A 13,607-nucleotide genomic window follows, 5' to 3' on the forward strand; every position below is an offset into this window, starting at 1 on the left:
GCTAATTCGCCAGCACTGCGCTCATTTTTCCGTAATCCTGGCCTCGAAAGGAGCGCACAATGAACGACACCGGCCGGCGTATCCTGCTCAACTGCGACATGGGCGAAAGCTTTGGCGCCTGGCGCATGGGCGACGATGTCCACAGCATGCCGCTGGTTGACCAGGCCAACCTGGCTTGCGGCTTCCACGCTGGCGACCCGCTCACCATGCGGCGCGCGGTGGAGCTGGCGGTACGCCATGGCGTGAGCATCGGCGCGCACCCTGCCTATCCCGACCTGAGCGGCTTCGGCCGGCGCTCGCTGGCCTGCTCTGCCGAAGAGGTGCATGCCATGGTGCTGTACCAGATCGGCGCGCTGGACGCTTTCTGCCGTTCCCTCGGTACCCAGGTGGCCTACGTCAAGCCGCATGGCGCGCTGTACAACGACCTGGTCGGCGACGATGAGCTGCTGCGCGCCGTGCTCGACGCCTGCGCCGCCTATCGCAAGGGCCTGCCGCTGATGGTGCTGGCCCTGGCCGACAACGGCCGCGAGCTGGAACTGGCCGACGAGGCCGACGTGCCGCTGCTGTTCGAGGCCTTCGCCGATCGCGCCTACCTGCCGGACGGTCGGCTGGCGCCGCGGCGGCTTGGCGGCGCGGTGCATCACGATCCGCAGCGGATCATCGAACAGGCCCTGGCCATCGCCCGCGGCGAAGCCTTCCCCGACTACGACGGCAACCCGCTGCGCCTGACCGCCGACAGTCTTTGCGTGCATGGCGACAACCCGCAGTCGCTGGCGGTCCTCCGGCGCCTGCGCGCGGCCCTGGACAGCCTGTGATCCGCATCGAACCCGCTGGTGCCGAAGCCCTGCTGCTGACGCTCGCCGAAGAGCCCGAAGTGGACCTGTCTGTGCGCCTGGCCGAGCTGGCCAGACGTCTGCGCGAGGGGCTCGGCGAAGGCGTCAGGGATCTGGTGCCGGGCTGGACCACCCTGATGCTGCATTACGACCCCTACCGCATCGCTCCGCAGGTACTGGAAGAACGCCTGGGTCCGCTGCTGGCGGAGTGGCATGCCTGGCGCCCCGCCGAGGATGCCGGGCGCCTGCACGAGATTCCCGTCTGGTACGCCGGCGAGGACCTCGCGACGGTAGCGGTTGCCTGCGGATTGACTGGCGAAGGGGTGATCGAACTGCACAGCGCGGCCGAATACCGGGTCGGCGCGATCGGTTTCGCTCCGGGATTCGCCTACCTCGGCGGCCTCGATCCGCGCCTGGTCCTGCCGCGGCGGGCCACCCCGCGGGCGCGCGTACCGGCCGGCAGCCTGGCCATTGCCGAGGCGCAGACGGCGATCTATCCGCAGGCCTCGCCCGGCGGCTGGCACCTGCTGGGACGCAGTCCGTGGCGTCCCTTCGATCCGGCCGCCACTCCTCCGTGCCCACTGGCGCTGGGCGACCGGGTGCGCTTCGTCGCCATCGGGCGCGAGGCTTTCCTCGACCTGGGCGGGCGCGAATGAATGGTTTGCGGGTCGTCAAGGCGGGTCCGCAGAGCCTGCTGCAGGACGACGGCCGGCGCGGCTGGCAGCACCTCGGCGTATCCCCGGGCGGCCCTCTGGACCGCCAGGCGGCAGCCTGGGCCAATCGTCTGCTCGGTAATCCCTGGGGGACGCCATTGCTGGAAATCGCTTTCGGCGGCTTGGTGCTGGAGTGCAGGGTGGAGGCGACCTGGCTGGCGTTGACCGGAGCGCGCCTGGCGCTGACGGTGGACGGTCGCGAATGCCTGCCCTGGAGTCGCTTCCGGGTCCGCCGCGGGCAACGCATCGAACTGGACTTCGCCGAGGCCGGGCAGCGTGCCTACCTGGCCTGCGCCGGCGGTTTCCGGGCGAGGCCGGTACTGGGCAGCGTCGCCTGCCAGGTTCGCGACGGGCTCGGCGGTTTACAGGGCGATGGCCGGATCCTGGCGGAGGGCGATTGCCTGCCGTGTGCCGAAGCGGGAGCGGCGTGTCCGTGGGATGCCAGCGTGCCCTGGCGTTTCCAGCCGGACTACCGGCAGCAGCGGCCCTTGCGCGTGCTGCTCGGCGGCGATGCGGCGGCCTTCGACGCAGCCAGCCGGCAAGCCTTCTTCGCCAGCGCCTGGCGAATCAGCCCGCGGTCCGATCGCATGGGTGTCCGCCTGGCCGGCGAGCCACTGCGCGGGGCGCCGCGCGCCTGGTCGCAGGGCGTGGTGGAGGGCGCTATCCAGGTTCCGCCCGATGGCCAACCCATCGTGCTGATGGCCGACCGCCAGAGCATGGGCGGCTATCCGCTGCTGGGCTTCGTCCATCCACTGGACCTCTCGCGCCTGGCGCAAAGCCCCGCGCATAGCGAGGTAACCTTCGTCGAGAGCGACCTGGCGACGCAGCAGGCCGATCTGCTGCGCTTCTACCGCTTCTTCCGCGGCTGAGCGCTCAGCCGGCCAGGTGGCCGAGCGGCAGCGGCGAGGGCGCCTTGACCGTCTTGATCGCGAAGTTGCTGCGAATGTCGCTGACCCCGGGCAGGCGCAGCAGAGTCTCGCTGAGCAGGCGTTCGTAGGCGCGCAGGTCGGGGACCACCACTTGCAGGAGGAAGTCCGACTCGCCGGAGACGAGGTGCACCGAGATCACCTCCGGCAGGTCGACCACCGCACGGTGGAAGGCCTCGGCCTGCTCCTGGCGGTGGCGTTCCACCTTGATCCCGACGAACACCGTGAGGCCGAGGCCGACCTCGTCGCGGTCGATGCTGGCCTGGTAGCCGCGAATCACCCCGGCCTCTTCCAGCAGGCGCACGCGGCGCAGGCAGGGGGACGGGGAGAGGCCGATCTCCTCGGCCAACTGGACGTTGCTCAGGCGGCCGTCGCGCTGGAGGGCGGCGAGGATGCGGTGGTCATAGGCGTCGAGTTTCATCTTGGCATATCCGGATGGATAGTCTCCAGAGAGTGGAATTTACTGCCAAATAGAATGGATAGGCTGGTGGAAAACGCAAGCACCTGCCCTGCCTTGCGGGCATAGAATCGTTATCCGGGTCACCTTCCTGGAGCCGATACGATGGACACGAGCGCTTTCCTGATTGCCCTGGCGGTGGTTTACCTGGTGCCCGGACCAGACATGCTCCTGCTGTTCCAGACCGGCGCCCGCCAGGGCCGTCGCGCGGCGCTGGTCACCGCCCTCGGCCTGGCGCTGGCTCGGGCCTGCCATGTGCTGATGGCCGCGACTGGACTGGCGCTGCTGTTCCGTACCGCTCCCTGGACCTTCGACCTGGTGCGCTTGCTTGGCGCCGCCTACCTCGCCTGGCTTGGCCTGCAGATGCTGCGCGGTGGCGGACTGGCCTTGCCGACCAGCGACGCGGGTTCCGCGCCGGTGGTCCCTCACGCCGACCGCCGGGCCTTGCTGCGCGGACTCCTGACCAACCTGCTGAACCCCAAGGCCCTGCTGTTCTGTTCGGTGCTGCTGCCGCAGTTCGTCAGCCCCGAAGCCGGTTCGCTGGCCGTCCAGTTCGCCGCGCTCGGTACGGTCCTGGTTCTGGTTGGCCTGGCCTTCGACTGCGCCTATGCGCTGGCCGGTGGCCGCCTGGGCCGCTGGCTGGCGTCCCGGCCGCGGGCACAGCGCCTGCAGCAGTGGGGCTTCGGTGGGTTGTTGATAGGGTTCGGGGTAAGGCTGGCGCTGCTGCGCCAGCTCTGAAGGGCTGCGGGGCGGCGAGCGCCCCGTGGCGCTCAGCCGAGGAATTGCTCGGCGTGGTGGCAGGCCACCTGGCGCTGGTCGAGCAGGCGCAGCTCAGGCACCTCGCTGCGGCAGCGCTCGGTGGCGTAGGGGCAGCGCTTATGGAAGGCGCAACCCTCCGGCGGGTTCAGCGGGTTCGGCAGTTCGCCCTGGATGCGGATCTTCGGCTTCGTCGGGTCCGGGTGGATCGCCGGGGTCGCCGAGAGCAGCGCGCGGGTATAGGGATGCAGCGGGTTCTCGTAGAGCTTGTCCGCCGGCCCCATCTCCGCCGGTCGGCCGAGGTACATCACCAGGACGTCGTCGGCGACGTGGCGGACCACCGCCAGGTTGTGCGAGATGAACACGTAGGCGGTGCGGAACTGCTGCTGCAGGTCCATGAACAGGTTCAGTACCTGGGCCTGGATCGACACGTCGAGGGCCGAGGTCGGCTCGTCCGCCACCAGCACCTTGGGTTGCAGCATCATCGCCCGGGCCAGGGCGATGCGCTGGCGCTGGCCGCCGGAGAACATGTGCGGGTAGCGCTGGTAGTGCTCCGGCCGCAGGCCGACCTGGCGAATCATCTGCTGGACCTTTTCGCGGCGTTCCTCGCGCGACAGCGCGGTGTTGATCAGCAGCGGCTCGGCCAACTGGTCGCCGATCTTCTGTCGCGGATTGAGCGAGGCGTAGGGGTTCTGGAAGACCATCTGCACGTCGCGGCGCAACTGCCGGCGCTGGTCCTTGCTGGCGCCCTTGACCTCCTGCCCGGCGATTTTCAGCGAGCCGGAGGTGGGTTCCTCGATCAGGGTCAGGGCGCGCGCCAGGGTCGACTTGCCGCAGCCGGACTCGCCGACCACGGCGAGGGTCTTGCCGGCTTCCAGTTCGAACGATACGCCGTTCAGCGCGCGCACCTGGGCATGGCCCTTGAACAGGCCGCGGGAGACTTCGTAGTGACGGGTCAGATCACGGGCGGTCAGAACGGTTTCCATCAGGCCACCTCGTTCAGCAGGTTCAACGGATAGAAGCAGCGCACCGCGCCGCGCTCGTGCGCCTCCAGGGCCGGCCGCTCCTGGCGGCAATGCTCCTGGGCATAGGGGCAGCGTGGCGACAGCAGGCAACCGCGCGGGCGGTCGTAGCGCCCCGGAACGATGCCGGGTAGGGTGGCCAGGCGGGCTTCGCCGGCACAGTGCTCGGGGATCGCCTTGATCAGCGCCTCGGTGTAGGGATGGGTCGGGCGGTCGAACAGCGCCGGCACGCCGCCGATCTCCACCGCTTCGCCGGCGTACATCACGCAGACGCGCTGGGCGGTCTCGGCGACCACGGCGAGATCGTGGGTGATCAGGATCAGCGCCATGTCCTGGTCGCGCTGCAGGTTCAGCAGCAGCTCCATGATCTGCGCCTGGATGGTCACGTCGAGGGCGGTGGTCGGCTCGTCGGCGATCAACAGCTTGGGCTCGGCAGCGATGGCCATGGCGATCGCCACGCGCTGGCTCATGCCGCCGGAGAGCTGGTGCGGGTAGACGTCGAGACGGCTGGCGGCGGCCGGGATCTCGACCCTTTCGAGCAGTTCCAGGGCGCGCTGGCGCAGGGCCTTGCCGCGCAGGCCGAGATGCAGGCGGAGAACCTCCTCGATCTGGTAGCCGACGGTGTAGCTGGGGTTGAGGGCGGTCATCGGGTCCTGGAAGACCATCGCCATGTCCTTGCCGACGATGCGCCGGCGCTGGCGGCCCTTGAGGGTGAGCATGTCGTGGCCGTCGAAGCGCAGGTGATCGGCGGATACCCAGCCGGGGGCGTCGATCAGGCCCATCAGGGCCATCATGGTCACCGACTTGCCGGAGCCGGACTCGCCGACGATGGCCAGCACCTCGCCCTTGTCGACGCTCAGGTCGAGGCCGTCGACCACGGGCACGGCGGTGGTGTCGCCGAAGCGTACGCTGAGGTTCTTGATATCGAGGAGGCTCATGCGGCGGTCTCCTGTGGCGCGGATACGGATGCGCTGTTCATGGTTGTGCTCCTCATGCCGCGTTCTTCAGTTTCGGATCGAGGGCGTCGCGCAGGCCATCGCCCATCAGGTTGATCGCCAGTACGCTGAGCAGGATGGTCAGGCCGGGCAGGCTGACCACCCACCAGGCGCGCTCGATGTAGTCGCGGGCGGAGGCGAGCATGGTGCCCCACTCGGGGGTCGGCGGTTGCACGCCGAGGCCGAGGAAGCCGAGGGCGGCGGCGTCGAGGATCGCCGAAGAGAAGCTCAGGGTGGCCTGGACGATCAGCGGCGCCATGCAGTTCGGCAGCACGCAGACGAACATCAGTCGCAGGGTGCCGGCGCCGGCCAGGCGCGAGGCGGTGACGTAGTCGCGGTTTAGCTCGGTCATCACCGCGGCGCGGGTCAGGCGTACGTAGGCCGGCAGCGAGACGATGGCGATGGCGATCACGGTGTTGATCAGGCCCGGGCCGAGGATCGCCACGATGGCCACCGCCAGCAGCAGCGACGGCAGCGCCAGCATGATGTCCATCAGGCGCATGATCAGCGGCCCGGCACGGTTCGGCGAGAAGCCGGCGAGCAGGCCGAGGAGGATGCCGGGGACCAGCGAGATCACCACCGAGGACAGGCCGATCAGCAGCGACAGGCGGGCGCCGTGGATCAGCCGCGAGAGCAGGTCGCGGCCCAGTTCGTCGGTGCCGAGCAGGAAACGCGCCTGGCCGCCCTCCAGCCAGGACGGCGGGGTCAGCAGGAAGTCGCGGAATTGTTCGCTCGGATCGTAGGGCGCGACCCAGGGGGCGAACAGCGCGCAGAACACGATCAGCAGCATGAACAGCAGGCCGCCGACGGCACCTTTGTTCCGGGTAAAGGCTTGCCAGAATTCCTTCAGCGGGGACGGGTAGACCAGGCTCGGGTCGCTGGCGGGAGCGTTGTGCATGGCGTTCATCGGCTCGCTCCTCAGCGTTGGTGGCGAATGCGTGGGTTGGCCAGGCCGTAGAGGATGTCCACGACGAAATTGACCAGGATGACCAGGGTGGCGACCAGCAGGATGCCGTTCTGCACCACCGGGTAGTCGCGAGCGCTGATGGCGTCGATCAGCCACTTGCCGATGCCCGGCCAGGAGAAGATGGTCTCGGTCAGCACCGCGCCGGCGAGCAGGGTGCCGACCTGCAGGCCTAACACCGTCAGCACCGGGATCAGCGCGTTGCGCAGGGCGTGCACGAAGACCACCCGGGCCGGCGACAAGCCCTTGGCGCGGGCGGTGCGCACGTAGTCCTCGCGCAGGACCTCGAGCATCGCCGAGCGTGTCATGCGGGCGATCACCGCCAGCGGGATGGTGCCCAGCACGATGGCCGGCAGGATCAGGTGGCGCACGGCGTCGAGGAACGCGCCTTCCTCGTCGGAGAGCAGGGTGTCGATGAGCATGAAGCCGGTCTTCGGCTCCACCTCATACAGCACGCCGATACGGTCAGAAACAGGAGTCCAGCCTAATGAAACGGAAAAGAGCATGATCAAGAGCAGGCCCCACCAAAAAATCGGCATTGAGTAGCCCGCTAGAGATATTGTCATTACTCCGTGGTCAAAAATCGAACCTCGCTTGAGTGCGGCTACCACTCCTGCTAGGAGGCCGAGTGTGCCGGCAAAAAGCATTGCTGCGAATGAAAGTTCCAGGGTGGCTGAAAATAGCGTGAGAAACTCATTCCAGACAGGCTCATGTGTGCGTATGGATTTTCCAAGGTTGCCCTGGGCGAGGTTGCCGACATAGTCCAGGTACTGCTGGTACAGCGGCTTGTCCAGGCCCAGGCGGTGCAGGGCCTCGGCGTGCATCTGCGGGTCGACGCGGCGCTCGCCCATCATCACTTCCACCGGGTCGCCGGGAATCAGGCGGATCAGCGCGAAGGTGAGCAGGGTCACGCCGAAGAAGGTGGGGATCAGCAGCCCCAGTCGTCGAGCAATGAAACTAAGCATGGTGGCGGGTAACTCCTCATCGCGAGCCATGCGCCCCGCCATCGACGGGGCTGTGGCCCTTGTTCTTCTACGGCTTCACCGAGGTGGTGGCGAAGTTGTTGTTGCTCAGCGGATTGATCACATAGCCCTGGACGGTGTTCCGCCGGACGTTGAACAGTTTCGGGTAGGCCAGCGGAATCCACGGTGCCTGTTCGTGGAATACCACCTGGGCCTGCTCGTACAGTTTCGCCCGCTCGGCCGGATCGCTCAGCTCGCGGGCCTTGCGCATCAGCGCCTCGAAGTCCTTGTCGCACCAGCGCGCCTGGTTTTCCCCCGACTCGGCGGCGGCGCAGCTCAGGTTCGGGCTGAGGAAATTGTCCGGGTCGCCGTTGTCGCCGGCCCAGCCGAGCAGCGACAGGTCGTGCTCGCCAGCCTTCGAACGCTTGAGCAGCTCGCCCCACTCCAGCGAACGGATGGTCATCTGGATGCCGGCCTTGGCCAGGTCCGCTTGCAGCATCTGTGCCGCCAGAGCCGGATTGGGGATGGTAGGCGAGGTGCCGTTGCGAATGAACAGGGTGATCTTCAGGTTTTCCGCGCCGGCCTCCTTGAGCAGCGCCTTTGCACGTTCGGGGTCGTGCGGCCAGTCCTGGATCGAGTGGTTGTAGCCGAGCAGGGTCGGCGGGTAGGGACCGACCGCAGGGGTGGCCGCGCCGGGGCCGAACACCGCGTCGAGCATGGCCTTCTTGTCCACCGCGAGGTTGATCGCCTGGCGCACGCGCGGGTCGTCGAGCGGCTTGTGCTGGGTGTTGATGGCAATGTAGGTGGTCAGCAGGGCATCGATCTCGTCCACCGCCAGGTTCGGGTCCTGCTTCAGGCGCGGCACGTCCTCCGGTTTCGGGTACAGCGAGACCTGGCACTCGCCGGCACGGACCTTCTGCATGCGCACGTTGGGATCGAGGGTAATGGCGAACACCAGGTTGTCGATCGGCGGCTTGCCGGCGTAGTAGTCCGGGTTCGCCGTATAGCGGACCTGGGCGTCCTTGGCGTAGCGCTTGAAGACGAACGGCCCGGTGCCGATCGGCTGGTTGTTCAGCTGGCCCTGCTTGCCGGCGGCGAGCAACTGGTCGCCGTACTCGGCGGAATAGATGGACGCGAAGGGCATCGCCATATCGCGCAGGAACGGCGCTTCGGGACGGTTGAGGACGAAGCGCACGGTGAGCTCGTCGACCTTTTCCACCGACTTGATCAGCTCGCCCATGCCCATCGCGTCGAAGTAGGCGTAGCCGCGCAGCGCCGAGGCATGCCAGGGATGCTTCGGATCGAGGGCGCGCTGGAAGGTCCACAGCACATCATCGGCATTCAGGCTCCGGGTCGGCTTGAAGTAGTCGGTGGTATGGAATTTCACGCCGGGGCGCAGGTGGAAGGTATAGCTCAGTCCGTCGGCGCTGACGTCCCAGCGCTCGGCCAGCCCCGGGATCACCTCGGTGGTGCCGGGGCGGAAGGCGAGCAGGCGGTTGAACACGGTTTCCGCGGAGGCGTCGGCGGTCACCGCGCCGGTGTACTGGACGATGTCGAAGCCTTCCGGGCTGGCCTCGGTGCAGACCACCAGGTTCTTCGCCTGGGCCGCGCCGGCGGCGCATAGCGCCAGGGCCAGGGGCAGGTGTCGGAGCAACGGATGGAGCATGGGGTCCTCCTCGTGGGCCCCGTCGCCGGGGCCGCCGGTTGTCGCAGGTTTACAGCAGGTTGAAGGGGAAGGTGCTGACCAGGCGCAGTTCGTTGACGCTGCCGTCGACCTGGTTCTGGCTGGCCTTGTGCATCATGTAGGTGAGCTTGAAGGTGCTGTCCTTGATCGGCCCGTTCTGCACCTTGTAGGCCGCCATCAGGCCCAGCTCGTGGTGCTTCTCGCCGTCCTGGGCGCGCACCTCGGCGTAGTTGCCGTAGGCACCGTTGCGATCGCCGTCGTAGTGGGTGCCGTCGATGTCCCAGCCCTTCACGTACCACACGCCGGTGCTCAGGCCGGGGACCCCGTAGTAGCTCCAGTCGGTCTCGTAGCGGATCTGCGCGGACTTCTCGTTGGGGCTGTTGTAGTCGGCCAGCATCGAGTTGGCCAGGAAGATCGCCGAGGTCTCGTGCACGTAGTCGAAGTATTCGTTGCCGTCGACCTGCTGGTAGGCCAGGGTCAGGGCGTGGGCGCGATGGCCGAGGGTGAAGGCCAGGCTCCAGGTGTCGTTGTCGATGTAGCCGGCCTCGCGCGCGCCGGTGTCGCCGGTGTGGTAGCCGTTGAAGGCGGTGCGCAGGGCGATGCCGTTCTCGAGGTCGCCGATGTCGTGGGTCACGCCCAGGTAGTACTGGTTCCAGACGTCCTGGAAATGCGAGCCATAGAGGGAGATTTCCAGCCCGTCGAGCGGCTTGTAGTTGCCGCCCAGGTAGTTCAGGCGGTCGCCCTTGACCTGGCGGGTGCCGTACTCGGTGGTCATGTCCTCGTCGCCGGAACCGGTCCGCGGGCTGACCTTGCGGAAGCTGCCGGCCTGCAGGCTGAGGTTGTCCAGCTCCTCGCTGGTCACGGCGAAGCCGGTGAAGCTGGAGGGCAGGGCACGGTTGTCGATATAGCTGAACACTGGAGTGTTGACCAGGAAGCGACCGGCCTTGAATTCGGTATTCGAGGCGCGCAGGCGGATGTTGGCGACGCCCAGCTTGGACCACTCGCCGATCGCCTCGCCATCGCTGTTCGCCAGGGTCCGGTTGCCGCCGCCGCCGATGCGGCCCTTGCCGCGCTCCAGGGCGATCTCGTTGAAGGCTGCGACGTCGAAGCCGAAGCCGATGCTGCCCTGGGTGTAGCCCGAGCTGTACTTGAGCACCGTGCCCTGGACCCAGGCGTTGCGCTGGTGGATGCGCTGGGAGCCGCCGCCGGCCTTGGGAATGCGGAAGGTGAAGCTGTCCTTCATGTTTTCCCGCGAGTAGAAGTTGCGGGTGGTCAGGGTCAGGCTCTGCCCCTCGAACAGCCCGCTGGCGCCGGCCTGGCCCTTGATCGGTTTCTCCACGCTGGGGATGCTCTGCACCTGGGCGGCGTAGCTGGGATTGTCCGGGGTCGGCGGGGTTGCCTGCTCGTCCGCTGCCCAGCCTGGCGCGGCCGATGCCATCAAGGCCAATCCCAGCGTCGCGCCGGTCACTCGTTGGTATCTCATCACCTGATTGCTCCCTTTATTGTTGTCATGGCACCTGTTTTACCCACCAGGTTTGCGCCGGTTTCGCCCGCGCCTGGGCGCGGCGGTCGAATACGGCGAGGCGAGCGCTCCTGGCGGAACGCGCGCAGCGCCGTTCTGGAACACGGGCAGGAAAAGCAAAGAAATGAAGTACGGGTCGTGCCGTTCTTCTGCACCCCGGTCGTTTCACGACCGGGGTGGCGTCGGCATCAGGGCTGGTTGGCTACGCCATAGAAGGCGTTCCGCGAGAAGGGGCTGATCTTGAAGTCATGCACCGACTTGTTCATCGGCTGGTACACGGTGGAGTGGGCGATCGGGGTGATCGGCACCTGCTCCTTGAGGATGTGCTGGGCCTGCTTGTACAGCTCGCTGCGCTTGTCCTGGTCGGAGACCCGCTTGGCAGCCTTGACCAGCTTGTCGTAGGCCGCGTCGCACCATTTCGATACGTTGTTGCCGTTGATCGAGTCGCAGCCGTAGAGGGTCGCCAGCCAGTTGTCCGGATCGCCGTTGTCGCCGGTCCAGCCGAACAGCATGGCGTCATGCTCGCCGGCATGGGCGCGCTTGATGTACTCGCCCCATTCGTAGCTGACGATCCTGGCCTTGATGCCGATCTTCGCCCAGTCGGCCTGGATCATCTCCGCCATCAGCTTGGCGTTGGGGTTGTAGGGACGCTGCACCGGCATCGCCCACAGGGTGATCTCGGTGCCCTCGGTGACGCCGGCCTTCTTCAGCAGTTCCCGGGCCTTGGCCGGATCGAACGGGGCGTCCTTGATGGTTTCATCATAGGACCACTGGGTCGGCGGCATGCCGTTCACCGCCAGTTGCCCGGCACCCTGGTAGACGGCGTCGATGATGGCCTGCTTGTTCACCGCCATGTCCAGCGCCTGGCGTACTTCGAGCTGGTCGAACGGCTTGTGGGTGACGTTGTAGGCGATGTAGCCGAGGTTGAAGCCTGGCTGCGAGGGCACCTTCAGGTTCGCCGCTTCCTGCAGGGCCTTGAGATCGGCGGGGCGTGGGTTGAGGGTGATCTGGCACTCGCCGGCCTTGAGCTTCTGCGCGCGCACCGCGGCGTCGGTGTTGATCGAGAAGATCAGGTTGTCGATCTTCACGTCTTCGGGTTTCCAGTAGTCCTTGTTGCCCTTGAAGCGGATCTGCGCATCCTTCTGGTAGCGGCTCAGGATGAAAGGCCCGGTGCCGATCGGCTTCTGGTTGATCTGCTGTGGCTTGCCGGCCTCGAGCAACTGCCCGGCGTACTCGGCGGACTGGATCGAGGCGACGTCCATCGCCAGGTTCTGGATGAAGGCGGCGTCGACCTCGTTGAGGGTGAACTTCACCCTGTGCTCGTCGAGCTTCTCGACCCTGGCGATGTTCTTGTCCAGGCCCATGTCGGTGAAGTAGGGAAACTCGGTGGGGTAGGCCTTGCGGAACGGATGATTCTTGTCGAGCATGCGCTGGAAGGTGAACAGCACATCGTCGGCGTTGAATTCGCGGGTCGGCTTGAAGTAGTCGGTGCTGTGGAACTTCACACCCTTGCGCAGGTGGAAGGTGTAGGTCTTGCCGTCGTCGCCGATGTCCCAGCTTTCCGCCAGGGCCGGGATCGCCCGGGTGCCGCCGCGCTCGAACTGGACGAGGCGGTTGAACAGGGTGACCGAGGTCGCGTCGTAGTCGGTGCCGGTGGTGTACTGGGCGGGATCGAAGCCGGCCGGGCTGCCCTCCGAGCAGAACACCAGGTTGCTGGCGGCGTGGGAGAACGGGGAGCCGAGGATCAGACCGGCTGCCAGCCAGGCCCGAAGGGGAAGGATCTTACGCATGCAAACCTCATTTTTTCTTTTTCTAAGGGCATCGTCTGAGGATCGGCCTTATGGGCCATGGCAACTCTCGCCTTTCCATGGATGGCGGGTGACAGCCATGGACCCTGTGCGGCGACAGCGATCGTCCGTTTGTTGTTGGTCGACGATTCGCTGATGCCGAAATTAAGTCATGCTGAAATTGTGGTCAACGAAAATTAAGCACGACTAACATTTCTCTTGCGAAAACGTTTGCCTGACAGGATGGGAAGGTGCGCTACGGACTGGCTCAGGGCGTCGGATGGTCGTCGAACAGGCCCATGGTGGTGATGGTCAGGACTTCCGCCACATCGCTGCCGACGTTGGCCAGGCAATGGGTCTTGGTCGCGTCGAAGTGCACCGAGTCGCCGGCGCCGAGGGGGTACTGGCGCCCCTCGATGGTGTAGACGATCTGCCCGGACAGGACGTAGGAGAACTCGGCGCCCTCATGGGAGATCAGCTCCGACTGGTAGCCCACCGGCATGTTCATCTTGACCGCATTGATCAGGTTGCCGGGGAAGGAGCTGGACAGGCGTTCGTAGGCCAGCGGCTGGCCCTCGATGGTGTAGCGTACCCGCTCGCCTTCGTGGGAGTCGGGCTGGGGTTGTGCCGGTTGGTCGAACAGGGCATTGAGCGGGATATTCAGCGACTTGGCGATGTTGGCCAGGGAAGAGATCGATACACCGGTGAGGTTGCGCTCCGCCTGGGAGAGGAAGCTCGCGGTGAGACCGGATTCGCTGGCGACTTGGTGCAGGGTCTTCTTGGCGGCGCGGCGATAGCGACGAAGGCGTTCGCCGATGCGGTCTACGGTCATTGGGGAGACTCTTGTTGAAAGGCGCAGTATACCCAGCGCGGGGCGTCAATAAAGTCTGACAGATGAACTACCCGAACCCCTATTTTTAAGTGTGACTGAAAATTTGTTTTGACCTGAATTTAAGCTCGACTTAAATTTCAGCCCGGTCCAGACG

At 66.3% G+C, this 13,607-nt stretch carries 14 protein-coding genes; 5 read left to right on the forward strand and 9 right to left on the reverse strand.

Going from position 1 to position 13,607, the window contains the following annotated elements:
• Nucleotides 1-59 precede the first annotated feature (59 nt).
• Genes JHD77_RS20960 through JHD77_RS20970 form a run of 3 tightly spaced genes read left to right on the forward strand, consistent with a single transcriptional unit; the run spans nucleotide 60 to nucleotide 2,415 of the window.
• Entirely contained in the window at nucleotides 60-815 is a 756-nt protein-coding gene (locus JHD77_RS20960) for a 5-oxoprolinase subunit PxpA (protein ID WP_003112852.1), read from the forward strand.
• On the forward strand, nucleotides 812-1,489 hold the full coding sequence (gene pxpB, locus JHD77_RS20965) for a 5-oxoprolinase subunit PxpB (protein WP_003116237.1): 678 nt from the start codon (nucleotides 812-814) through the stop codon (nucleotides 1,487-1,489). The genes JHD77_RS20960 and pxpB overlap by 4 nt, the downstream gene beginning before the upstream one ends.
• Nucleotides 1,486-2,415, forward strand: a complete 930-nt coding sequence (locus tag JHD77_RS20970; RefSeq protein ID WP_031756839.1) for a biotin-dependent carboxyltransferase family protein — start codon at nucleotides 1,486-1,488, stop codon at nucleotides 2,413-2,415. The genes pxpB and JHD77_RS20970 overlap by 4 nt, the downstream gene beginning before the upstream one ends.
• A gap of 4 nt (nucleotides 2,416-2,419) precedes the next feature.
• Here the strand turns inward: JHD77_RS20970 and JHD77_RS20975 are convergent, their stop codons facing one another.
• Nucleotides 2,420-2,893 (reverse strand): Lrp/AsnC family transcriptional regulator, encoded by a 474-nt coding sequence (locus JHD77_RS20975; RefSeq protein ID WP_003094456.1) that lies wholly within the window; start codon nucleotides 2,891-2,893, stop codon nucleotides 2,420-2,422.
• Between the two features lie 141 nt (nucleotides 2,894-3,034).
• On the opposite strand from JHD77_RS20975, the gene JHD77_RS20980 reads away from it, so the two are divergent.
• Nucleotides 3,035-3,667: a LysE family translocator gene (locus JHD77_RS20980; protein ID WP_003105452.1), complete on the forward strand. Its 633-nt coding sequence runs from the start codon at nucleotides 3,035-3,037 to the stop codon at nucleotides 3,665-3,667.
• A 32-nt stretch (nucleotides 3,668-3,699) separates the two neighbouring features.
• On the opposite strand, the gene JHD77_RS20985 is transcribed toward JHD77_RS20980, so the two are convergent.
• The 7 genes from JHD77_RS20985 to JHD77_RS21015 all read right to left on the reverse strand — a co-directional run bounded on the left by JHD77_RS20985 (nucleotide 3,700) and on the right by JHD77_RS21015 (nucleotide 12,624).
• On the reverse strand, nucleotides 3,700-4,671 hold the full coding sequence (locus JHD77_RS20985) for a peptide ABC transporter ATP-binding protein (RefSeq protein WP_031756837.1): 972 nt from the start codon (nucleotides 4,669-4,671) through the stop codon (nucleotides 3,700-3,702).
• Nucleotides 4,671-5,645 carry an ABC transporter ATP-binding protein gene (locus JHD77_RS20990; RefSeq protein ID WP_031756834.1) on the reverse strand — a complete coding sequence of 325 codons (975 nt, stop codon included), beginning with the start codon at nucleotides 5,643-5,645 and terminating at the stop codon, nucleotides 4,671-4,673. The genes JHD77_RS20985 and JHD77_RS20990 overlap by 1 nt, the downstream gene beginning before the upstream one ends.
• A gap of 52 nt (nucleotides 5,646-5,697) precedes the next feature.
• Nucleotides 5,698-6,609, reverse strand: a complete 912-nt coding sequence (locus JHD77_RS20995; RefSeq protein WP_003112858.1) for an ABC transporter permease subunit — start codon at nucleotides 6,607-6,609, stop codon at nucleotides 5,698-5,700.
• Nucleotides 6,610-6,620: 11 nt separating this feature from the next.
• Nucleotides 6,621-7,631, reverse strand: coding sequence for an ABC transporter permease subunit (locus JHD77_RS21000; protein ID WP_003110329.1), 1,011 nt, complete (start codon nucleotides 7,629-7,631; stop codon nucleotides 6,621-6,623).
• A gap of 67 nt (nucleotides 7,632-7,698) precedes the next feature.
• A complete protein-coding gene (locus JHD77_RS21005; RefSeq protein ID WP_031756832.1) occupies nucleotides 7,699-9,294 on the reverse strand; it encodes an ABC transporter substrate-binding protein in 1,596 nt (531 codons plus the stop codon).
• A gap of 49 nt (nucleotides 9,295-9,343) precedes the next feature.
• Nucleotides 9,344-10,798 carry an OprD family outer membrane porin gene (locus JHD77_RS21010; RefSeq protein WP_003120938.1) on the reverse strand — a complete coding sequence of 485 codons (1,455 nt, stop codon included), beginning with the start codon at nucleotides 10,796-10,798 and terminating at the stop codon, nucleotides 9,344-9,346.
• A gap of 224 nt (nucleotides 10,799-11,022) precedes the next feature.
• Nucleotides 11,023-12,624: an ABC transporter substrate-binding protein gene (locus JHD77_RS21015; protein WP_003158413.1), complete on the reverse strand. Its 1,602-nt coding sequence runs from the start codon at nucleotides 12,622-12,624 to the stop codon at nucleotides 11,023-11,025.
• A 57-nt stretch (nucleotides 12,625-12,681) separates the two neighbouring features.
• Between JHD77_RS21015 and JHD77_RS21020 the strand changes: the two genes are divergently transcribed.
• A complete protein-coding gene (locus JHD77_RS21020) occupies nucleotides 12,682-12,822 on the forward strand; it encodes a hypothetical protein (RefSeq protein ID WP_153549509.1) in 141 nt (46 codons plus the stop codon).
• Nucleotides 12,823-12,889: 67 nt separating this feature from the next.
• Here JHD77_RS21020 and psdR read toward each other — a convergent pair whose 3' ends face one another.
• The gene (psdR, locus tag JHD77_RS21025; protein WP_003094433.1) at nucleotides 12,890-13,453 is read right to left on the reverse strand and encodes a transcriptional regulator PsdR; all 564 of its coding nucleotides are present in this window, start codon (nucleotides 13,451-13,453) and stop codon (nucleotides 12,890-12,892) included.
• Nucleotides 13,454-13,607 lie beyond the last annotated feature (154 nt).

Source organism: Pseudomonas sp. P20, assembly GCF_016463925.1.
Lineage (GTDB): Bacteria > Pseudomonadota > Gammaproteobacteria > Pseudomonadales > Pseudomonadaceae > Pseudomonas > Pseudomonas aeruginosa.